This is a genomic window from Halomonas sp. DP8Y7-3 (assembly GCF_019801675.1).
GTDB classification, from domain to species: Bacteria; Pseudomonadota; Gammaproteobacteria; order Pseudomonadales; family Halomonadaceae; genus Halomonas; species Halomonas litopenaei_A.
In genome coordinates this window covers 26,718-46,852 of the sequence record NZ_JAHVIO010000001.1, presented here as the reverse complement: position 1 = coordinate 46,852, position 20,135 = coordinate 26,718, and the positions used below count along the sequence as shown (strand labels likewise).

The window sequence follows — 20,135 nt, the reverse complement described above, 5'->3', positions numbered from 1 at the left end:
ACCTTGGCAAGCACCCTCAACGGGTCTGAATCTAGCGGCCTGTCAGCCCTGATGCACCGTGCGCTTCTCGATGCGCTTCTCGAAGGTGCCTTGGATCAGGCGGTCCACATAGATACCCGGCGTATGAATTTCGGCCGGATCCAGCTCGCCAGGCTCGACGATCTCTTCCACTTCGACCACGGTGATCTTGCCTGCGGTGGCCGCCATCGGGTTGAAGTTCTGGGCAGTCTTGCGATACACAACATTGCCGTAGCGATCCGCCTTCCAGCCCTTGACGATGGCAAAGTCGCCGACAATCGCTTCCTCAAGAATGTAGTGACGTCCATTGAACTCGCGGACTTCCTTACCCTCGCCGATAGGTGTCCCGTACCCAGTGGCGGTGTAGAACGCGGGAATCCCGGCGCCACCAGCGCGCATCTTCTCCGCCAGGGTGCCCTGCGGGGTCAGCTGGACATCGATTTCACCGTCAAGCATCTGACGTTCAAACAGCGCGTTCTCGCCCACATAGGACGCCAGAATCTTGCTGATCTGACGATCTTCCAGCAGCACACCAAGGCCGAAGCCATCCACGCCGCAGTTGTTGGATACGACGGTAAGGTCCTTGACCCCGCGACGCTTGATCTCGGCAATCAGATTTTCAGGGATACCACAGAGGCCGAAGCCTCCGGCCAGTACCGTCATTCCGCTTTCGATGCCGTCCATCGCCTCTTCATAGGAATACACGCGCTTGTCGAATCCGGCCATGTGGGCGCCTCGTCTGTCGATGATCAGTGAAGGAAATGCCTGGCAGCCGTCAATGGGCAGCAGGACACTGCTACAAGGTAGCACTGATGGCAGTGTTGCCCGGGATAATATATTTGTTAAGTTTGTTTTATTTATTGATTGTTTTACCATCCTTATAAATTTGACCTTGGTAGCACGCCATGACCGTGAAGCAACTCCGCGCCTTTCTCGCCGTCGCAAGGACGCTGAGTTTCACCCAGGCCTGCGAGCAGCTGCACCTGTCTCAGCCTGCCCTTAGCCTGGCCATCAAGGGGCTTGAAGACAGCCTGGGCGGGCGCCTGCTGATCCGCACCACCCGTAGCGTGCGACTGACACCGGAAGGCGAGTCGCTGGTGCCCCTGGCCAAGCGCCTGCTGGTGGAGTGGGATAACACTGAGGACGCCTTGCGCCAGCGCTTTACCTTGCAATTGGGTCGCCTCTCGCTGGCGGCCATGCCCGCCTTTGCGGGCAATCTGCTGGCGCCGTCCCTGGCGGTCTTTCACCGCCGTCACCCACGTATCAACGTGACCGTGCACGATGTGGTCAACGAGCAGGTCATCGACATGGTCCGCCAACGCCAGGTCGAGATGGGCATTGCCTTTGAGCCGGAAGCCACAGGCAGCCTGCACTTTACCCCGCTGTTCAGCGATCGCTTCATCGCGGTGCTGCCCCCCCGCTCTCCCTTGGTACAGCACTCATCGTTGTCCTGGGACACCCTGATGAACTGGGACTTTGTTGCCCTTCAGCGTCCCTCCATGGTCAGGCGCCTGCTGGAACAACAGCTGGGCAGCCGCCATGGAGCGCTCAAGGTCGCCTTCGAGACCCATCAGCTGGCAAGTGTGGGGCGCATGGTCGCCAACGGACTTGGGGTCAGTGCCGTGCCAGCACTGTGCATGTCGCAGATGCAAGAAGCCGGAGCCGTCTGTCGCCCACTCTCCGACCCGGCAATCGAGCGCAGGGTCGGTATCGTGACCTGGAACCCCCATGAACTGTCTGTCGCCGCCCGCGCCATGGTCGATATCCTGGAGGGTGCCACGCCGCCCCCACAGCTACCTTCCCGTGCAGCGCAGCAAGAGGCTCAGCAGTGAGTGGCCAGCGCCGAGGATGCGCCTTCGGCTGGGCAGCCAGCGGCATATCCATTAGGATTGGCGAGCTCCCCGCTGCCCCCCTGCAGCGAACCAAGCGACACAATTCTGAGATGAGGTATGTAACTTGATGTCTAGCCTCAAGGGACTGGTCAGCATTCTGCTGCTCGTGGCCAACACCCTGTTCTGGACCCTGCCCCTGGTGTGCTTGACCCTGCTCAAGCTGATCACCCCAGGACGCCATCTGCAGCGTCGTGTGCTGGGCGGCCTAAACGCGATCGCTCTGAACTGGATAGGCTTCAACCTGTGGTGGATACGCCACTGGGTACGCCCTGACGTCAGGATAACGGTGCCTGACGATCTGTCTCCGGAGTCCTGGTACCTGATCCTGTCGAATCACCGCAGCTGGACCGATATCTTCCTGTTGATGATGGCGATGCATCGCAAGGTTCCCATGCCTCGCTTTTTCCTTAAACAGCAGCTGATCTGGATTCCGGTAGTCGGCATGGCCTGGTGGGCCCTAGAATTTCCCTTTATGCGGCGCTACAGCAAGGAACAGCTGGCGGCCAATCCGGCCCTGGCGGAACGTGACCGCAAGGCCACCGAGCGCATGTGCGAGCGTGCGCGGGATGTCCCCATCGCCATCATCAACTTTGTCGAGGGTACCCGCTTTACGCCGGCCAAGCGTGATGCGCGCCAGAGTCCGTTCACCCATCTGCTGCGTCCAAAGGCGGGGGGCATCGCGCAGGTGCTGGCCCTGCTGGGAGATCGCCTGGATGCGATCCTCGACGTCACGATCGACTACCAGTCGAGCGCGCCGAGTTTCTGGCGCTTTTTGTGTGGCAAGGAAAAGGCCATTCGGCTTGATGCGCGTCGCCTGGACGTCGCTGACTGGATGCTGGATGGCCGCTACCACGACGACCCGATCTACAAGGAACGCTTCCATTCATGGCTCAATGCCCTTTGGCAAGACAAGGACGCTTCGCTCGCCTCGCACCGCTGGTGATCGCCAGCATGGCGCTGCTGATCACCGGGTGCGCTGGTTCCGGCGCCAACAGCACCCCCAGCGCGAGATCCAGCCATGTGGCGAGCGCCTCCATCGCAGGAGACTGGATCAGCGTTCAACGCGGCGACACCCTCGGCACGATCGCCCGCAGGGCTGGCATTCCGCTGCTGCGTCTTCAGCGCTTTAACCCGGGTGTCGATTCTCGTCATCTGGCGGTGGGGCAACGCCTGCTGGTGCCGTCACGACAGGAGCGCGCGCCCTCCGGCGGCCCCTACCGTTATCAGGTGAGGCCCGGCGATACCTACAGCGCCGTCGCCAGACGCTTCGGCACGACCACGGCGCGCATTCAAAGCGCGAACCCCGGTGTCCGCGCTACTGATCTCAAGGTCGGGCAACTGATTCAGGTTCCACTGCGCGCCAGCAGCGCATCGACCAGCCGAGCGACCGCTGCGTCGAGCGCGCCTTCCAGCAGCGCCCGCCTGCCGGACCCTGGCCCGGTGACATCGCGGGCACGTGGCTGGCCATGGCCGCTGGACGACTATCGTGTAGTACGCCGCTACGGCAATGACAGTCGCGGCAGGCTGCAGCCGATGCTGCTGGCCACCGACGAGGGTGCCAATGCCAAGGCGGTCGCCGATGGAGAAGTCAGTTTCGCTGACAGCATGCGCCAGCTTGGCAAGGTAGTCATCGTCCACCATGCCGATAACCTGCAGAGCGTCTATGCGCTGTGCGGCGACATTCTGGTATCCAAGGGCGACCAGGTCACCCGCGGGACGGCGCTGTGCTCGGTCGGCAAGCACTCGTCGACCGGCCGCTATGACCTGCTGTTCGATATGCGCCATGGGGGCAAACCCATCGATCCTGGCACCATCCTGCGTTAAACGCCTCTGCCGTCGCTCTCACTCCCAGAGCGACGGCTCACCCCTTGGCCCTGCGCCGCGTCTTTCCGTCGATTCTCTCTGCAGCTGCTTTTTCATGCTCGCGCCACCCGCTCCGTCCGCCTGTAGTAACAGGCTATTCACGTGGCTGACCCAGAGCTGTCATGGACGCATTGCATGCTCGTCCTCGAGCGGGCCAAGTGGGGCCCGACGGGCACGAGGAACGCCATGCGCATCTGTCTGGTCAGCGAAACCTGGTCTCCCGACATCAACGGAGTCGCCCACACACTCGGACGTATCAGCCGGGAGCTGCTTGCCCTCGGCGTCACCTTGCAGCTGGTGCGCCCGGAGCCGGTCGATGCCAGCGCCGCCAAGGCGGAGGGCATGGAGCACGAGCTACGTGTGCGCGGGATGTCGATGCCACGCTACAAGGAAGTTCGAATTGGCTGGGCCAGCGTCGGCACGCTGAAGCGCCTGTGGCAGACGACCAAGCCAGATGCCATCTATGTGGCCACCGAAGGCCCGCTAGGCTGGTCGGCCTTGCGTGCCGCCGAGAAACTGGACATACCAGTGGTCAGTGGATGGCACACCAACTTCGACCACTATTGCCAGGATTACGGTGTGCCCTGGCTAGCTCCGCTGGTCCGCCAGCGCCTGCGCCACTTCCACAACCGCTGCGCCGCCACGCTGGTGCCGACACATCAGCAGGCGCGTGAACTGGCGACGGCAGGATTCGAGCGCGTGTCTGTGATGGCGCGTGGTATCGAAGGTGACCGCTTCACTCCTGACAAGCGGAGCCAGGAGCTCCGGGACTCCTGGGGAGTCGGTCAGCACCAGCCGGTAGCCCTGTACGTCGGTCGGTTGGCGCCAGAAAAGAACCTCGATCTGCTCAGAGACACCTTCCTCGACATGCTGGAGGCTCGTCCTGACATGCGCCTGGTCGTGGTGGGCGATGGTCCTGGACGAGCGAGCCTCGAGAAGGCGCTGCCTGACGCCATCTTCACGGGGTTCATTGACTCAGCCCAGATGCAGACACACTACGCCAGCGCCGACATCTTCGTCTTTCCCTCCCTGTCGGAAACCTGGGGCAACGTAATACTCGAGGCCATGGCCAGCGGGCTCGCCGTCGTCGCCTTTCGCCATGCCGCAGGAGCAGAGCTGATCAGCACCGATCACGATGGAGTCAGTATCCCGCCGGGAGATAACCAGACCTTCCGCCAAGAGGCTGTGGCGCTATGCCAACAGCAGGCCCGCTACGCGCGGCTGGGCAGAGCGGCTCGGGAACGAGCACTGGCCTACCGCTGGCCCACTATCGCTCAGACCTTCCTGGACGCCCACGAACACGCACGCCATGCACGCGGACAGCTCTCGAACCCTGCCGAAGCCTGAGAGTGGCATGACCCACGCCACGCCGGGCCGGGCGCTGATTGATGTAACGGAGAGGAGACACGAGATGACCAACAAGATTCCTCAGTGGTTCGACCGACTCGACATGCTCGAGTGGCAGCTCTGCCAGCGCACCGCCGGATTCAGCATCTATCGGCCTTGGCTGTCTACCCTGAAAATCGCCAGCAAGCTTGGCGATTGGCCGGTGTGGGTGGCGCTGATCATCGCCCTACCGGCCTTGCATGGCCGTGATATCGGACTGCGCTTGATGTTCGAATACATCGCTACTGCGCTTGTCGCAATCGCGGTCTACAAGCTGCTGAAGACGCGCCTGTGTCGTGAGCGTCCCTTCATTACCTTCGGCGGCAGCATCCAATGCAACGAGCCCGCCAGAGACCGCTACAGCTTTCCCAGCGGGCATACCATGCACGCCGTGATGTTCTGCACCCTGGCAGCAGTACATAATCCTGTCCTGCTGCCTTGGCTATTGCCTCTGGCCGGGTTGATTGCCATCTCCCGGGTTGGCCTGGGGTTGCACTACTACAGCGATGTCGTCGCCGGTGCCGCGCTGGGATATGCCATGGCGTTGGCCAGCCTGGGGCTCTCGACCACCTCTGTGCTGATGGTGGCAGCCACGTCGTGAACCGTGTGCGGACCCTGTACTGCCTGCCAGCGGGTCCGCCCTCATCTGACACAACGCCCCTTTGAAAGAGCCACAGCGTCCCTTCCAAAGAGCCTCAGCTTCCCTTATCAAGAGCCTGGCCCTTATGTCATGGCTCTTATGCCATGGCCCTGCAGGGCTGTTATGCTGGCGCCATGCCCAACCCTGATACCCAACACATTCTGACGTCGCCCCCGCTGGAGTATGTCTCACGCTTTCTGCCGAGCGACGTCGCCACTGACACCCTCGAAGGGCTGCTGAGAGACCTGGATTGGCAGCGCCCCGCTATCCGCCTCTACGGCAAGACCCACCTGATCCCGCGCCAGCAGGTATGGATGGGCGACCACGCTTACCGGTTCTCCGGCAACGACTTTCTGCCATGCCCCTGGCACCCGCTGGTCGCTGATCTGCGGGACCGGCTGAATGCTCAGCTTCCTCCCGCAACGCCTCTCTTCAACAGCGTCTTGATCAACCGCTATCGCAGTGGGGACGATCGCATGGGCTGGCACTGCGACAATGAGCGAGAGCTTGGCCCCCTGCCCGTCATCGCCTCCATTAGCCTCGGCGCCAGCCGACCCATGCGCTTTCGCTGGAAGGACCGCCGATCACCGGCGTTCAATGTCTGGCTCGACCATGGCAGCCTGCTGTGGATGGGACCTGGCTGTCAGGAGCAGCTGGAGCATGCGCTGCTGCCCCGCAGCAGCGTCGGCCAGCGGGTCAACTTGACCTTTCGCCATCTCGACACGGCCTCCTGACACGTCACAGCTGACGTAGAGGCCGGACAACGAAGGCGCACCGAGATCGCAATAGTGTCGTGCTGACACAAAAAACGGCGCCGATGGGCGCCGTTTCGTAGAGATGCTTGCGTTCAGCTGAGGCTTTGTGGCTGTTGTCCCCGAATCTCACACACAAGATAACGGTATAACACCCACTACGCTGACAGCTCAGGCCTAAAGTGACGAACGCTCGCTGGCGGCCTATCCCCGATAGTAGCCAGGCGTGATGACCGGCATCCGTGTCACCGTCATCGGCAGCCGCTTGCCACGCACCTCGGCGTAGACCGTGGTGCCCAACTCCGCGTGGTCGAGCGTGACGTAGCCCATGGCCACGGGCTTGCCCACGCTGGGCCCAAAGCCTCCAGAGGTCACGCTGCCCAACAGCTGGTTGTCTTCACTGTACAGCTCGGCACCCTCACGCACCGGCGCCCGGCCCTCGGCCAGTAGCCCGACCCGCTTGCGCTGATGGTCCTTGACCTCAATTTGGTGCAGCACCATGTCCGCCCCCGGAAAACCGCCGGCACGCTCGCCACCGCGACGCCTTGGCTTGCCGATCGCCCAGATCAACCCTGCCTCGACCGGAGTCGTGGTGGTATCGATATCGTGACCGTACAGGCAAAGCCCCGCTTCCAGGCGCAACGAGTCCCGCGCGCCGAGACCGATCGCCTCGACCTCATCTTCTGCCAGCAGCTTGCGGGCAAGCGCATCCGTCTGTTCTGCCGGCACAGAAATCTCGAAGCCGTCCTCGCCGGTGTAACCGCTGCGACTCACCCACACAGGAATACCATCGATGTCGAACCGGCCATGCTGCATGAACACCATGTCACAAGCCGCCGGGCACAGGCGCTGCATGACACTGGCAGCCTTTGGGCCCTGAAGGGCGAGCAGGCCACGGTCTATCACTTCAATCTCATGATCCGGCAGCCCGCGGCGAAGGTGCGCAATATCCTGCTCCCGGCAAGCCGCATTCACCACCAGATAGAGATGGTCCCCGGCATTGACCGTCATCAAGTCATCGAGAATGCCACCCTCCTCGCTGGTGAACAGACCATAGCGCTGCATGCCTTCCGGCAGTCCCACCAGGTCCGCCGGTACCAGCGATTCCAGGGCGACCAATGCGTCATCGCCGCGAATCAGGATCTGTGCCATGTGCGACACGTCGAACAGGCCACAGGCGGCCCGAGTGTGCTCATGCTCCTTCTTCACCCCCAGGGGGTACTGAACAGGCATGTCATAGCCAGCGAAGGGCACCATCTTGGCCCCCAGCTCGCGGTGAAGGGCATTCAGCGGTGTGGTCTTGAGGTCACTCATGGCGTCTCATCTCGTGGTTCATGAAAGAACCCCCGAACGACAGGAGGTGCCCTTGAGGCACCTCCTGCCGACGGCCTGGGTTCAGGACTTGTGATGGTCGAGGTCTTCGCCCGGCAGGATGTCCTTGCCGTCGAAGTAGTCTTTGGTCAGCTTGAACACCACCGGCGACAACAGGGCCAGGGCAATCAAGTTGGGAATCGCCATCATGGCGTTGAAGGTGTCTGCCATCAGCCAGATGAAGCCAAGCTGCGCCAGTGCACCTACCGGAATGGCAGCCACGAACAGAATGCGATACAGCATGATGGAGCGCGTGCCGAACAGGAACTGGAAGCACTTCTCGCCGTAGAAGGACCAGCCCAGAATCGTGGTGAAGGCAAACACCGCCAGGGCAATGGAGACGATGATGTCACCCCATCCACCAGGCAAGGCGTTTTCAAAGGACATCGCGGTCAGCGAGGCACCCTGTTCACCGGTCTCCCAGATGGGGGCGGTCAAGATGACCAACGCCGTCACGGTGCACACCATGATGGTGTCGATAAAGGTACCCAGCATGGCGATCAGGCCCTGACGCACCGGATTCTTGGTTTGCGCCGCGGCGTGAGCAATGGGGGCACTACCGAGGCCCGCCTCGTTGGAGAAGATACCGCGTGCCACACCAAAACGAATGGCCGCCATCACCGCTGCACCAGCAAAGCCACCCACTGCTGCATGGGGGTTGAAGGCGTAATAGAAGATGTCGGAGAAGGCGTTACCAATCTGGTCGGCATTCACGGACAGCGCGCAGACGCCGGCAATGATGTAGGCGATGCCCATGACCGGCACCAGCTTGCCCGCCACCTTGGCGATGCGCTTGATCCCCCCCAGGATAACGGCACCCGCCAGCACCATGATCACCAGACCGGTGACCCAGTGCGGGATACCGAAGCTGGAATCCAGCGCGTCGGCGACGGAGTTCGACTGCACCGTGTTACCGATACCAAAGGCGGCCACGGCGCCGAAGAAGGCGAAAGCGCCACCCAGCCACAGCCATTTGCGGCCAAGACCGTTCTTGATGTAGTACATCGGCCCGCCGATGTGGAAGCCGTTCTCGTCAGTCTCGCGATAACGCACCGCCAGCACGGCCTCGGCAAACTTGGTGGCCATACCGACCAGTGCGGTGATCCACATCCAGAACACCGCGCCTGGACCACCCAGCGCAATCGCCGTCGCCACGCCGGCGATATTACCGGTACCGATCGTCGCGGACAGCGCCGTCATCAGGGCGTTGAAGGGAGAAATTTCCCCCTCGTCCTGGGAGGACGCCTTGCTGTCTCGTCCCCCCCACATCAACTTGAAGCCCATACCCAGCTTGCGAATAGGCATGATCTTCAGACCGATCTGCAGATAGATGCCTACCCCCAGCAGCAGGACCAGCATGACTGGCCCCCACACCACGCCATTAATGGCGGAGAAGATGTTGTTGAGTGCGTCCACGGAAGTCTCCCTTTGACTCGGCACTTGTTATTATGCGCCACGTATTGATGCGCTACCCGCTGCTGCCCTGCCGCATTCCGATAAAACTCTATCGAAACAACGGATCTGCCAGCGGATTAGGTAGCACGGACCCGCCTAAGATAGCGGATATTGCTACACGCGCACCAGTCACGCTGTTTCACGCAAGCCCCTGTTCGCAAACGCTGGCCCAAGCTGCATAAGACAGGCCCGTCGACACCGGCATAAGCCAACCACCGAATAAAGACCCACGCCGACGATTTGCTGCGTTGCGAGCTTGCGACACCTCCATCAAAGTTTCTTATTGGAAACTTTTGACACCATATCCAAGACGGCGCTTCCTGGCAAACATTGCCCGCAGCACGGGGCGCACACCTCCGTTCTGCAATATCAGCATAGTCCCCCGCCATGTCTGCTGCCCACCGCCCGCCTGACCCGTCACCCTCAAGCGCCAAGCAGCCCTGGCCAGCGCTACGTCGGGTGAGGAAGAGGCGTGACCTGCCAGCGAACTGCATCACGAACTTTCCCGCCGGGCTGGACGCGACGAGCGCTTCGATCCACCCTATGTCGTGAGGATACGTCAACCGACTCGGTATTCTCTTGTCATGGACTCGCCAAATGCCTTGAATGGCGTTAGCATGCGCGAAACCGGAAAACCTTTTTCGTATAGGAAATCGAGATGAGCTCAATCCCCGCCAACCTGCGCTACGTCGACAGCCACGAATGGATTCAGGACAACGGCGACGGAACTGTCACCATCGGTATTACCGACCACGCGCAGGAGTCCCTGGGCGACGTGGTGTTCGTTGACCTGCCTGACGTCGGCAGCAGCCTGTCTAAAGGTGACGAGTTTGGCGTCATCGAATCGGTCAAGGCGGCTTCCGACCTGTACGCGCCGGTGGACGGCGAGGTCATCGAGGTCAACGAATCTCTGGAAGACTCGCCGGAGACCGTCAACGAAGCTCCCTACGAAGATGGCTGGATCATGAAGGTGCGCCTGGACGACAAGAGCGCTCTCGACGATCTGCTGGATGCAGAGGCTTATCAGGCAGTGGTCGACGCCGAAGGCTGATCCGGCTTGGTGGCGAGCCACGCCACCACCACCGGGGCCTACCAGGGCCCCGGTTACCGCCCAGGAAGAGCTGAGGGCTAAGGGTACAGGTCAGAGGGCAAGCAGCAGATAGCGCCCTCCCTGCCCCCACTGCCGTATCGCTGAGGACGTTGGCAGCCTGTGACGCACAGGCGCATCAGCTCAGGCACTTCTGTCATCTTTTCTAACGCTTCACTCACACTGGATCTCGTCGATCCACCACATTCAAGGTGTTCCATGGCTTTCGATACACGTCGCCTGGCCGAACTGGCCGATCATGATGCCTTTCTTCGTCGTCACAACGGTCCCGGCTCCGCTGACAGAGCCAAGATGCTTGCAGCGCTTGACGTCGATAGCATGGATGCCCTGATCGACAAGACAGTCCCCGCGAATATCCGTCTGGGTCGTGAGCTCGACCTGGACCCGCCCAAGGCCGAGGCCGAGGCACTTGACTATCTGTACCGGCTGGCGCGCCAGAACAAGGTGGCAAAGAGCTACATCGGTCAGGGCTACTACGACACTCACCTGCCCGCCGTCATTCAACGCAACGTGCTGGAAAACCCAGGCTGGTACACCGCCTACACCCCTTACCAACCAGAAATTTCCCAGGGCCGCCTGGAAGGCCTGCTGAACTTCCAGCAGATGGTCATGGACCTGACCGGCATGGAGCTGGCCAATGCCTCCCTGCTGGATGAAGCTACCGCCGCCGCCGAAGCCATGGCGCTGTGTCGTCGCTCCAACAAGAAGGCCAAGACCAATGCCTTCTTCGTCGCCGACGACGTCTTCCCTCAGACCCTGGACGTGCTCAAGACCCGGGCCTCGTGGTTCGGCTACGACATCGTTACCGCTCCGGCAGCAGAGCTCGGCCAGCACGATGTGTTCGGCGCGCTACTGCAATACCCGGGCAACGACGGCCGCGTGCATGACCTGGCGCCGCTGATCGCCGAGGCCAAGGACCGCGGCATCATGACCTGCGTGGCCACCGACCTGATGGCCCTGGTACTGCTCAAGGAGCCTGGTGCGATGGGTGCCGACATCGTGGTCGGTTCCAGCCAGCGCTTTGGTGTCCCCATGGGCTTCGGTGGGCCTCACGCCGCCTTCTTCGCCACCACCGACAAGCTCAAGCGCTCGATCCCCGGGCGTATCATCGGTGTGTCAAAGGATGCCCGCGGCAACACCGCGCTGCGCATGGCGATGCAGACCCGCGAACAACATATTCGCCGCGAGAAGGCCACCTCGAACATCTGTACGGCCCAGGCGCTGCTGGCCAATATCGCCGGCTTCTATGCGGTGTACCACGGTGCAGAGGGACTGCGCACCATTGCCGGCCGTATTCATCGCCTGACCACCATTCTGGCCACGGGCCTGGAACAGAAAGGCGTCTCCCTCGCCAACGACAGCTACTTTGACACGCTTCGCCTGACCGGCGTTGATCGTGGCAAGATCCTGGGTCGCGCCATGACCCACGAGGTCAACCTGCGCTACTTCGACAACGGCGACGTCGGCGTCAGCCTGGACGAGACCACCACCGCCCACGACCTGGACGTGCTGTTCGACGTCCTGCTGGGCGAAGAACACGGACTTGGCGTGCGCGAACTGGACGATGGCGTGCTCGACAGCAAGGCCAGCGGCATCCCCAGCGCCTGCCGCCGCGAGAGTCGCTTCCTCGAGCACCCGACGTTCCAGCGCTATCGCAGCGAAACCGAGATGCTGCGCTACCTGAAGCGCCTCGAAAACAAGGATTTGTCGCTGGCCCACGCCATGATTCCGCTGGGCTCCTGCACCATGAAGCTCAACGCGACCACCGAGATGATGCCGATCACCTGGCCGGAGTTCGCCCGCATCCACCCCTTCGCGCCGAAGGACCAGGTAGCGGGCTATCGCCAGATGATCGACGAGCTGTCGGCCTTCCTGGTCGAAATCACTGGCTACGACCACATTTCCATGCAGCCTAACTCAGGCGCACAGGGCGAATACGCAGGGCTGGTGGCCATCCGTCGCTACCAGGCGGCGCAGGGCGAAGGCCATCGTGACGTCTGTCTGATCCCAAGCTCTGCCCATGGCACCAACCCCGCTTCCGCTGCCATGTGCAGCATGAAGGTCGTGGTGGTGGAATGCGACGAGCGCGGCAACATCGACCTTGCCGATCTCAAGGCCAAGGCTGAGCAGCACGCCGACACCCTGTCCGCCATCATGCTGACCTACCCGTCGACCCACGGAGTGTTCGAGCAGGGAGTGCGCGACGCCTGCGATATCGTTCACGCCAACGGTGGCCAGGTCTATATCGACGGTGCCAACATGAATGCTCAGGTGGGTCTCGCCCGCCCGGGCGACTTTGGCGGCGACGTCAGCCACCTCAACCTGCACAAGACCTTCTGCATTCCCCACGGCGGCGGCGGCCCCGGCATGGGCCCCATCGGGGTCAAGGCGCACCTCGCCCCCCATGTCGCCAATCACAGCGTCACCCCCCTCGACGGCGTCGAGGCGGACTCAGGCGCGGTATCGGCAGCGGCCTTTGGCTCCGCATCGATCCTGCCGATCTCCTGGGCCTACATCAAGATGATGGGCGCACGGGGCCTGCGCGAGGCCACCGAACTGGCAATCCTCGGCGCGAACTACATCGCCCAGCGCCTCGACGGACACTATCCGGTGCTCTACAAGGGCGAAAGCGGCACAGTGGCACACGAGTGCATCATCGACATTCGTCCGCTCAAGGCGGCCTCCGGCATCAGCGAGGAAGACATTGCCAAGCGCCTGATGGACTATGGCTTCCATGCACCGACAATGTCGTTCCCGGTGGCAGGCACCCTGATGATCGAGCCAACCGAGTCCGAGTCTCTTTACGAGCTCGACCGCTTCTGTGACGCCATGATCGGCATTCGTGAGGAAATCGCTCGGGTCGAGAAGGGTGAATGGGCGCTCGACGACAACCCGCTGGTGCATGCGCCGCATACCATGGCGGACCTGATGGACCCCGACTGGAGCCGCGGCTACTCCAGGGAAATCGGGGCATTCCCGTCCGAGGCGGTCAAAGGGGCCAAGTACTGGCCCGCCGCCAACCGGGTGGACAACGTGCTGGGCGATCGACAGCTGATCTGCTCCTGCCCGAGCATCGACGAGTATCGCGACTAAGCGGACCTCGCTAGACCACGAACCCCGCCAATTGGCGGGGTTCGTGCGTTGAAGCTAGCCTTCCAGCGCTCGCCCATCAGGATGACCGAAGCGTTCCAGGTGGCGCTGCTCACGGAAGGCTTCCAGTAAATGGTGGTAACGACTCGGCACCTGAGCACCGCGACGACTCACCAGATAGAGCGTCTCATCCAACGGCTGGCTGAGCGTCATTTCGCGCACCTGGCGCTGCCACGGCGACGTCTCAAGCACCAGCCGAGACACCACGCTGAAACCCAGCCCTCGAGCCACCGCATCCAGCACCATGCCTACCTCGTTGGTGAAGCCCTGGCGGGGAAAGTGGCTCATCGAGCGAAAGTCATCGGGAAAATTGGCTCGCAGCAGGCTCACCGCCTTGTCCAGGCCGTCGGTATAGCTGATGAAGCCCAGTCCGAGAAGATCGTTGAGGGTGGTACCGGTAAAGTCTGCCGGCACCACAAGGCTCAGCGGTTCGTCGTGCCATGGCTCGCAGACCAGGTCCGGATGCCGGGTTGCCTCCGTCACGATCCCAAGGTCATGTCGCCCGGCCAGTACATCGGCCAGGATCTCCTGATGAAAGGCAAAGCAGTAGGAGACGGTAAGCCCGGGATGGCGCTGCTGCTGGCCGAGAATAAACGGATACAGCATCAGGCCGATGCTGCCCGGCGACGCCAGCCGGCACTCACCGCTGTCCAGGCTCTCGTCGTCGAGAGAATGTCGGAACTGCTCGTGCTCCGAAAACAGCTTCACCGCGTAGTCGTAGACACGGCGCCCTGCCTCGGTCAGCCGGAAACGTCGCCCCTGGCGCTCCAGCAGCGGCTTGTCCAGGTACCGCTCAAGCTTACGAATATGCTGACTGACCCCAGGCTGGGTCATCTCGAGACGCTGAGCGGTACGGGTAAAACTACCGGTTTCCACCAGCGTGATGAAGGTACGAAAATACAGGGCATTGAACATGGAATGACGCCAGGATGATTCGCCGGCGTCCTGGGCCATCAGGCGACGGGGCCAGGCACAATCCGGGTGACGCGGCATAGTCTACCACTTCCACCCGGGGGCCGCAGCGGTGCGCCTGAACGCACGGCCGTGATAGCATCACACCATGATCAAGAGTTCGATGTCAGCCACAGCACCTTCCACCACAGCACAAGAGTCACTTTCCATGCATGACCCCATCGCCGCACGTGCCGACGCCATTCATGATGCCCTGCTGGACATGGAGCGTGAGGCCAGTGCCGACGACTTGTTTCCCCTCGGGTATCTGATTCCGCAGATCCCCCTGGTGGTGGACCAGCTTGACTACAACCCCAGCGAGGTAAGCAGCGACGACTTCGACGCCGTCTTCCATGAATGGCTGGATGGCGCCTTTGCCCAGGATGGCATGAGCGACGCGGACCAAACAGCCGTGCGCGAACTCTTCAACCAGGCGTGCGACAAGGCACCGATGCCTTGAATCGCCTCTGACAAGGAAGCCCAAAAATGGCCGAGACCATTTCCACCACGATTTCCCCTGAGGGCAGCCTCGAAATCCTGTCCCAGCATGAAGTCAACCGCCTCCGCGACAGCTCTCAAACCGGGCTGCATGAAATGTTGCGTCGCTGCACGCTGGCGGTACTGAATTCCGGCAACCCCATGGATGACGGCCTGGCACTGCTGGAAACCTACCCCAACTTTGACATTGAGCTGCTCCAGCAAGACCGCGGCGTGCGCCTCAAGCTGACCGACGCCCCCGCCGAAGCCTTTGTCGACGGCCGCATGATCCGCGGCATCCGCGAGCACATCTCCAGCGTGCTGCGGGATATCGTCTACGTCTACAACGAGATCCAGAACCAGTCGCGCTTCGACCTGTCCACGGGAGAAGGCACCACCAACGCCGTCTTCCACATTCTGCGCAAGGCCGGCACGCTCAAGCCGAGCCGCGACCCCAGCCTGGTCGTCTGCTGGGGGGGGCATTCCATCTCTCGAGAGGAATACGAATACACCAAGGACGTGGGATACCACCTCGGCCTGCGTGACCTGGACATCTGCACCGGTTGCGGTCCCGGTGCCATGAAAGGCCCCATGAAGGGGGCCAACGTTGCCCACGCCAAGCAGCGGCGCTATCCAGGACGCTACCTCGGCGTGTCCGAGCCCGGCATCATTGCTGCCGAAGCGCCCAATCCCATCGTCAACGAGCTGGTGGTGATGCCGGACATCGAGAAGCGCCTCGAAGCCTTCGTCCGCCTGGGCCACGGCATCATCGTCTTCCCCGGCGGCGTGGGCACGGCGGAAGAGATTCTGTATCTGCTCGGCATCCTGCTGCATCCCGACAATGTCGACATGGAGCTGCCGGTGGTCTTCACCGGGCCGGCGAGTGCCGCGGAGTACTTTCAGCGTATCGATGAGTTTCTGGTCTATACCTTGGGTGAGTCCGTGCGCGAGCTCTACCAAATCATCATCGACGACCCCACCCAGGTCGCCCGCACCATGCGCGCCAACATCGACAAGGTCACGGAGTATCGGCGCGCCCGTCAGGATGCCTTCTACTACAACTGGCGCCTGACCATTGCCCGAAACTTCCAGGAGCCGTTCGTCCCCACCCACGAGGCCATGGCCGGGCTCGAGCTCAATCGTGAACTGCCCAAGCATGAGTTGGCCGCCAACCTGCGCCGCGCGTTCTCGGGCATCGTGGCCGGTAACGTCAAGGAGCAAGGGATTCGCGCCATCGAAGCACACGGCCCCTTCCGCTTGCACGCCGAAGCGGACCTGATGGAGAAGCTGGACGCCCTGCTGACCTCCTTCGTTGCCCAAGGACGCATGAAGCTGGCCGGCGACTACGTGCCGTGCTACACCCTTGGAGGTAGATCCGGCTGACGGATATCGCCTTCTTGGCAGGTAAAAAAACGCCCTGGACCCATGATCCAGGGCGTTTTGTCATCGCGTCGGCCGCGCCAGGACCTCGCCCTGGCTGGCGTCAGCTGAACTCAGCTCAATCTCGCTTGGAAAACACCAGTACTACAGCATGCAACAAAAGGCCTGCGGTCGCTCCCTGGGATAACGTGATGACGCCCAGGGCCACGCCGCCCACCACCAGCTTGTAGATCACCATGGCGACCAGCGCCACGACCATGCAGCCAAGCAGGGTGAACAACATGCGCAGAAAGCGAGAGCGCCCGGCGCCATCGAGCAGGCGCCACTGAAACAGGGAAGCCAGGGCGAGCACACCCAGCACGATGTAGACCAGCGTCTCGCGGGTCGCCAGGCCGGCCATCTGATAACGTGGCAGGGTCAGCGCCAATACCAGCATCAGACCCACCATCAGGCTGAGGCGAGCGGGGCTCGCGATTGCCCGTGCCATCATGCCACCTTGAGATCTTGGCGAGAGATCCAGCCCTCGACCCAGGGCAAGGCTTCATCGTCAGCCATGAAGGTTTCCATGGCGTCGATCTCCAGTCGGTCATCAAGGCGGGTCGCGCCTTGCTCCTCGAGCAGCTGATCCAGACGGCGGCCGGCACCACAGAAGGTGTCGCCGTAGGAGCTGTCACCCAGGGCGATCAGTCCATAGCGCAGGTGGCCCAGCCCCGGGCTCTTGTCCTGCAATTCGCGTACGAAACTGACGAAATTGCCGGGGAAATCACCGCTACCTGTCGTCGACACGCAGAACAGGGCGAGGTCCGGCGCATCGTCGGTGACATCAGCCAGAGAGGGATTTTCGAGAACCGAGACGTCGTACCCGGCCTCCTCGAACAGCGGCTTGACCTGCTCCGCCACGTCGAGTGCACCACCGTACATGGTGCCAACCAGTATCTTGAGTGTAGGCATGTAAAGGAATTACCTGAGAATTCTGGTCGGATTCTAGCATGCTGGCCGAGACCGACGCATCCCCGGCGACCTGCAATCTGCCCGGCAAGGCGCTACCATGGCAGGCGCAAGCAAGACGCCTCCCCAGACAGCGAGACCTCTATGCAAGACACCTTCGAGACATGGATCACCCCCATCATGATCGGCGGACTCATGCTGTTCATGTGCTTCATCATCTGGGATCTGGCCAAGCAATCCAAGGCGGGGCGCTTTGGCACCCTGATGCTGTTCATCGTGCTCGGGGCCGGAATGCTCGGCTATGTGGCCAAGGTGGCGATCACCTGGTACCTCGAAAGCCACGGCGTCTAGACCCGCCAAGGTCGGTCTCTTCCCCCTGCTGCGCCCCGCCCAGGTCCACGCCAGCAGGTCGTGGAGCGCCGTTTGCCATATCTCCCATCAGCATCCATACGGCCCTCAGCGTGCGAACCACTTGCACGGACCACTCAATCAGCACAGCGCAGCCATTCAGCACAGCCGATCCGCACAGCGCAGCCATTCAGCACAGAATTGTCTGCCGCCAGGCCCTCTCCCACCAACAAAGACATACGCGGCTGGGTGCCCTGCCCACGCGGCGCTCTCCCATCGAGTTGAACCAGAACCTCAACTCGAGTCGTCTTTCTCCTCGCCTCTGTGTGATATCGATCAAATCATGACGCACCATCGCGCACTTATCCTGTATACACACGCGACATTGTCGTGAATACACTAGCCTAGAGCCAGGTAGGCAACAGCAACCGCCTCGCCATCAGGATCAGGAGCAGCGCCCACGCCCTGCCCCTACGTCTGGCCAACAGTTCGTCCCGGCCGATCTTGTTGGCACAACAACAACGATGACAATGGCCGAGAACATGCACACTCCTCCCAAGACACTGTTTGATTTCCACGGGCGTCCAGGCCTGGCCAAGGCGCTTCCCATCTCGTTACAGCACGTGCTGGCAATGATTGCGGGAGTCATCACTCCTCCGCTTATCGTGGCGGGCGTGGTGGGGGTGAGCCCTGCCGAGAAACTGCAGCTCATCCAGGTCGCTATCCTGGCCTCCGGCGCTTGTACCCTGTTCCACCTGTACGGACTCTGGAAGTTTGGCGCTCGCCTGCCGGCCATATTCGGTGTCGGCTTTGCCTACGTTCCGACGCTGATCGCCGTCGGCAGCCAATATGGCATCGAAGGTATTCTCGGCGCCCAACTTATCGGCGGCATTACCATGGTGATAGTGGGCTACTTCATACAGTTCATTCGTCACCTGTTTCCACCGGTCGTGGCGGGCACCGTGGTACTGGTCATCGGCCTGTCGCTGTATGACATCGCGATCCGCTACATTGCAGGAAGCGGCAACGTCAATGCAGAGGGTTTCGGGAATCTCTCCAACTGGGGGCTCGGACTGCTGACCTTGATTGCCGTGCTACTAGCATCACAGTTTGGTCGCGGGATCATCAAGCTGTCCGCCATCATCATCGGCATGCTGGTGGGATATCTGGCTGCCATCCCGCTGGGCATGATCGACCTTAGCCCGATCCATAACGCGCCCTGGCTGGCAGTGCCCAAGGCCATGCCTTTTGCCATGGAGTTTCACTCTGCTGCGATCATCTCCATGGTGGTCATCTGTGTGATCAACTCAGTGCAGACCATTGGGGATCTATCTGCGACCAGCGTCGCCGGCATGAACCGGGAGCTCTCCACCAGGGAGCTTACCGGAGGCCTTCTCGGCAATGGCCTGACAACCACCATCAGCACCCTTTTCGGTGCCCTGCCGACCTCCACCTACAGCCAGAACGTCGGGATTGTCGCCATTACCAAGGTGGTCAGCCGCACGGTTTTCTTGCTTGCCGGCATTATCGTCCTGGTGGCGGGGTTCAGTCCTAAATTCAGCGCCCTGATGACGACCATCCCCTACCCTGTCATCGGCGGCGCCACCATCACGGTCTTTGGCATGATCACCGTGACCGGCATTCAGCTGTTGATCAAAGACGAGATGACGGCCCGCAACATGACCATCGTTGGCCTGTCACTGGCACTGAGCCTTGGCATCGCCTCGGAGCCAGCCGCCATCGAGCAATTCCCGGAAACCTTCAAGAATGTCGTGAGCGGTGCGCCCATCGTCATCGCGGCCCTCAGCGCCTTTCTGCTCAACCTGCTGCTGCCGCGCAAGACGCTGGCCGAAGAAGCCGCCGAGAGAGACGAGCCACCGACGACAGCGACACCCAGCGCGGCGGCCACCGGCTCTGACAACGGCTAAGCGGTCGACAACCCGCATCGGGCTACCGACATGACCAGCCCATCGATACAGCGGGACCAGCACCAAAAAAAGCGCCGCCTGGTATCAGGCGGCGCTTCAGCTTTACAGCGGGTCATTCCTCGTCATCTGGATGACCTACCTGGCTCTTTAATTTCTGGCCAGGCCGGAAGGTCACCACACGCCGCGCCGAGATGGGGATCTCTTCCCCGGTCTTGGGGTTACGGCCAGGACGTTCGCGCTTATCGCGCAGATCAAAGTTGCCGAACCCCGACAACTTGACCTGCTCATTCTCTCGCAGACAGGCACGGATCTCTTCGAAGAAGGCTTCCACCATGGTTTTCGCCTCCCGCTTGGACAGGCCAAGTTCCGTGTGCAGATGCTCGGCCAGTTCTGCCTTGGTCAACGCTCCCATGTCGTCATCCTCATGGTGATGGTCACGCCAACCGTCCGCGCCCGTCAGGCTAAAGC

At 61.7% G+C, this 20,135-nt stretch carries 19 protein-coding genes; 12 read left to right on the top strand and 7 right to left on the bottom strand.

From position 1 onward, the window contains the following. Window positions 1-42 precede the first annotated feature (42 nt). Entirely contained in the window at window positions 43-744 is a 702-nt protein-coding gene (locus tag KUV86_RS00225; protein ID WP_206938569.1) for a CoA transferase subunit A, read from the bottom strand. 179 nt (window positions 745-923) lie between these two features. Between KUV86_RS00225 and KUV86_RS00220 the strand changes: the two genes are divergently transcribed. The 6 genes from KUV86_RS00220 to KUV86_RS00195 all read left to right on the top strand — a co-directional run bounded on the left by KUV86_RS00220 (window position 924) and on the right by KUV86_RS00195 (window position 6,533). Beyond that, the gene (locus tag KUV86_RS00220) at window positions 924-1,850 is read left to right on the top strand and encodes a LysR family transcriptional regulator (protein WP_222163857.1); all 927 of its coding nucleotides are present in this window, start codon (window positions 924-926) and stop codon (window positions 1,848-1,850) included. 127 nt (window positions 1,851-1,977) lie between these two features. Next, entirely contained in the window at window positions 1,978-2,853 is an 876-nt protein-coding gene (locus tag KUV86_RS00215; RefSeq protein ID WP_206938559.1) for an acyltransferase, read from the top strand. Next, entirely contained in the window at window positions 2,796-3,734 is a 939-nt protein-coding gene (locus KUV86_RS00210; RefSeq protein WP_222483231.1) for a LysM peptidoglycan-binding domain-containing protein, read from the top strand. Before KUV86_RS00215 ends, KUV86_RS00210 begins: the two co-directional genes overlap by 58 nt. 225 nt (window positions 3,735-3,959) lie before the next feature. Further along, window positions 3,960-5,120 carry a glycosyltransferase family 4 protein gene (locus KUV86_RS00205; RefSeq protein WP_222163859.1) on the top strand — a complete coding sequence of 387 codons (1,161 nt, stop codon included), beginning with the start codon at window positions 3,960-3,962 and terminating at the stop codon, window positions 5,118-5,120. 64 nt (window positions 5,121-5,184) lie between these two features. Then, window positions 5,185-5,760: a phosphatase PAP2 family protein gene (locus tag KUV86_RS00200; RefSeq protein WP_222483230.1), complete on the top strand. Its 576-nt coding sequence runs from the start codon at window positions 5,185-5,187 to the stop codon at window positions 5,758-5,760. 143 nt (window positions 5,761-5,903) lie between these two features. Further along, complete coding sequence (locus KUV86_RS00195) at window positions 5,904-6,533, top strand: alpha-ketoglutarate-dependent dioxygenase AlkB family protein (RefSeq protein ID WP_261397503.1); 630 nt, start codon at window positions 5,904-5,906, stop codon at window positions 6,531-6,533. 222 nt (window positions 6,534-6,755) lie between these two features. Here KUV86_RS00195 and gcvT read toward each other — a convergent pair whose 3' ends face one another. Together gcvT and KUV86_RS00185 are read right to left on the bottom strand one after the other, a co-directional pair. Further along, the gene (gcvT, locus tag KUV86_RS00190) at window positions 6,756-7,865 is read right to left on the bottom strand and encodes a glycine cleavage system aminomethyltransferase GcvT (RefSeq protein WP_222483229.1); all 1,110 of its coding nucleotides are present in this window, start codon (window positions 7,863-7,865) and stop codon (window positions 6,756-6,758) included. 81 nt (window positions 7,866-7,946) lie between these two features. Further along, window positions 7,947-9,281, bottom strand: coding sequence for an alanine/glycine:cation symporter family protein (locus tag KUV86_RS00185; RefSeq protein WP_261389732.1), 1,335 nt, complete (start codon window positions 9,279-9,281; stop codon window positions 7,947-7,949). Between the two features lie 754 nt (window positions 9,282-10,035). On the opposite strand from KUV86_RS00185, the gene gcvH reads away from it, so the two are divergent. Together gcvH and gcvP are read left to right on the top strand one after the other, a co-directional pair. Next, window positions 10,036-10,428, top strand: coding sequence for a glycine cleavage system protein GcvH (gene gcvH / locus KUV86_RS00180; protein ID WP_206938536.1), 393 nt, complete (start codon window positions 10,036-10,038; stop codon window positions 10,426-10,428). A 255-nt stretch (window positions 10,429-10,683) separates the two neighbouring features. After that, complete coding sequence (gcvP, locus tag KUV86_RS00175) at window positions 10,684-13,578, top strand: aminomethyl-transferring glycine dehydrogenase (RefSeq protein ID WP_222238402.1); 2,895 nt, start codon at window positions 10,684-10,686, stop codon at window positions 13,576-13,578. A gap of 54 nt (window positions 13,579-13,632) precedes the next feature. On the opposite strand, the gene KUV86_RS00170 is transcribed toward gcvP, so the two are convergent. Next, window positions 13,633-14,550, bottom strand: a complete 918-nt coding sequence (locus tag KUV86_RS00170; protein ID WP_206939245.1) for a LysR family transcriptional regulator — start codon at window positions 14,548-14,550, stop codon at window positions 13,633-13,635. A gap of 205 nt (window positions 14,551-14,755) precedes the next feature. Between KUV86_RS00170 and KUV86_RS00165 the strand changes: the two genes are divergently transcribed. After that, on the top strand, window positions 14,756-15,046 hold the full coding sequence (locus KUV86_RS00165; protein ID WP_222163865.1) for a YfcL family protein: 291 nt from the start codon (window positions 14,756-14,758) through the stop codon (window positions 15,044-15,046). A gap of 26 nt (window positions 15,047-15,072) precedes the next feature. Continuing rightward, entirely contained in the window at window positions 15,073-16,446 is a 1,374-nt protein-coding gene (gene ppnN / locus KUV86_RS00160; RefSeq protein ID WP_242520577.1) for a nucleotide 5'-monophosphate nucleosidase PpnN, read from the top strand. Window positions 16,447-16,561: 115 nt separating this feature from the next. Here ppnN and KUV86_RS00155 read toward each other — a convergent pair whose 3' ends face one another. Continuing rightward, window positions 16,562-16,930, bottom strand: coding sequence for a hypothetical protein (locus tag KUV86_RS00155; protein WP_206938530.1), 369 nt, complete (start codon window positions 16,928-16,930; stop codon window positions 16,562-16,564). Then, window positions 16,930-17,394, bottom strand: a complete 465-nt coding sequence (locus KUV86_RS00150) for a flavodoxin domain-containing protein (RefSeq protein ID WP_222163866.1) — start codon at window positions 17,392-17,394, stop codon at window positions 16,930-16,932. Before KUV86_RS00150 ends, KUV86_RS00155 begins: the two co-directional genes overlap by 1 nt. Window positions 17,395-17,535: 141 nt before the next feature. Between KUV86_RS00150 and KUV86_RS00145 the strand changes: the two genes are divergently transcribed. Further along, complete coding sequence (locus KUV86_RS00145; RefSeq protein ID WP_206938526.1) at window positions 17,536-17,742, top strand: DUF2788 domain-containing protein; 207 nt, start codon at window positions 17,536-17,538, stop codon at window positions 17,740-17,742. A gap of 539 nt (window positions 17,743-18,281) precedes the next feature. Further along, window positions 18,282-19,667, top strand: a complete 1,386-nt coding sequence (locus tag KUV86_RS00140) for a uracil-xanthine permease family protein (RefSeq protein ID WP_224907694.1) — start codon at window positions 18,282-18,284, stop codon at window positions 19,665-19,667. 112 nt (window positions 19,668-19,779) lie between these two features. Here the strand turns inward: KUV86_RS00140 and ihfA are convergent, their stop codons facing one another. Further along, window positions 19,780-20,079 carry an integration host factor subunit alpha gene (ihfA, locus tag KUV86_RS00135; RefSeq protein ID WP_206938522.1) on the bottom strand — a complete coding sequence of 100 codons (300 nt, stop codon included), beginning with the start codon at window positions 20,077-20,079 and terminating at the stop codon, window positions 19,780-19,782. Between the last annotated feature and the right edge of the window lie 56 nt (window positions 20,080-20,135).

Excerpts from the sequence above, each read along its gene's own strand:
- KUV86_RS00225 (WP_206938569.1), bottom strand. The coding sequence starts at position 744 with ATGGCCGGATTCGACAAGCGCGTGTATTCCTATGAAGAGGCGATGGAC.
- KUV86_RS00220 (WP_222163857.1), top strand. The coding sequence starts at position 924 with ATGACCGTGAAGCAACTCCGCGCCTTTCTCGCCGTCGCAAGGACGCTG.
- KUV86_RS00215 (WP_206938559.1), top strand. The coding sequence starts at position 1,978 with ATGTCTAGCCTCAAGGGACTGGTCAGCATTCTGCTGCTCGTGGCCAAC.
- KUV86_RS00210 (WP_222483231.1), top strand. The coding sequence starts at position 2,796 with ATGGCTCAATGCCCTTTGGCAAGACAAGGACGCTTCGCTCGCCTCGCA.
- KUV86_RS00205 (WP_222163859.1), top strand. The coding sequence starts at position 3,960 with ATGCGCATCTGTCTGGTCAGCGAAACCTGGTCTCCCGACATCAACGGA.
- KUV86_RS00200 (WP_222483230.1), top strand. The coding sequence starts at position 5,185 with ATGACCAACAAGATTCCTCAGTGGTTCGACCGACTCGACATGCTCGAG.
- KUV86_RS00195 (WP_261397503.1), top strand. The coding sequence starts at position 5,904 with ATGGCCCTGCAGGGCTGTTATGCTGGCGCCATGCCCAACCCTGATACC.
- gcvT (WP_222483229.1), bottom strand. The coding sequence starts at position 7,865 with ATGAGTGACCTCAAGACCACACCGCTGAATGCCCTTCACCGCGAGCTG.
- KUV86_RS00185 (WP_261389732.1), bottom strand. The coding sequence starts at position 9,281 with ATGCTGGTCCTGCTGCTGGGGGTAGGCATCTATCTGCAGATCGGTCTG.
- gcvH (WP_206938536.1), top strand. The coding sequence starts at position 10,036 with ATGAGCTCAATCCCCGCCAACCTGCGCTACGTCGACAGCCACGAATGG.
- gcvP (WP_222238402.1), top strand. The coding sequence starts at position 10,684 with ATGGCTTTCGATACACGTCGCCTGGCCGAACTGGCCGATCATGATGCC.
- KUV86_RS00170 (WP_206939245.1), bottom strand. The coding sequence starts at position 14,550 with ATGTTCAATGCCCTGTATTTTCGTACCTTCATCACGCTGGTGGAAACC.
- KUV86_RS00165 (WP_222163865.1), top strand. The coding sequence starts at position 14,756 with ATGCATGACCCCATCGCCGCACGTGCCGACGCCATTCATGATGCCCTG.
- ppnN (WP_242520577.1), top strand. The coding sequence starts at position 15,073 with ATGGCCGAGACCATTTCCACCACGATTTCCCCTGAGGGCAGCCTCGAA.
- KUV86_RS00155 (WP_206938530.1), bottom strand. The coding sequence starts at position 16,930 with ATGGCACGGGCAATCGCGAGCCCCGCTCGCCTCAGCCTGATGGTGGGT.
- KUV86_RS00150 (WP_222163866.1), bottom strand. The coding sequence starts at position 17,394 with ATGCCTACACTCAAGATACTGGTTGGCACCATGTACGGTGGTGCACTC.
- KUV86_RS00145 (WP_206938526.1), top strand. The coding sequence starts at position 17,536 with ATGCAAGACACCTTCGAGACATGGATCACCCCCATCATGATCGGCGGA.
- KUV86_RS00140 (WP_224907694.1), top strand. The coding sequence starts at position 18,282 with ATGCACACTCCTCCCAAGACACTGTTTGATTTCCACGGGCGTCCAGGC.
- ihfA (WP_206938522.1), bottom strand. The coding sequence starts at position 20,079 with ATGGGAGCGTTGACCAAGGCAGAACTGGCCGAGCATCTGCACACGGAA.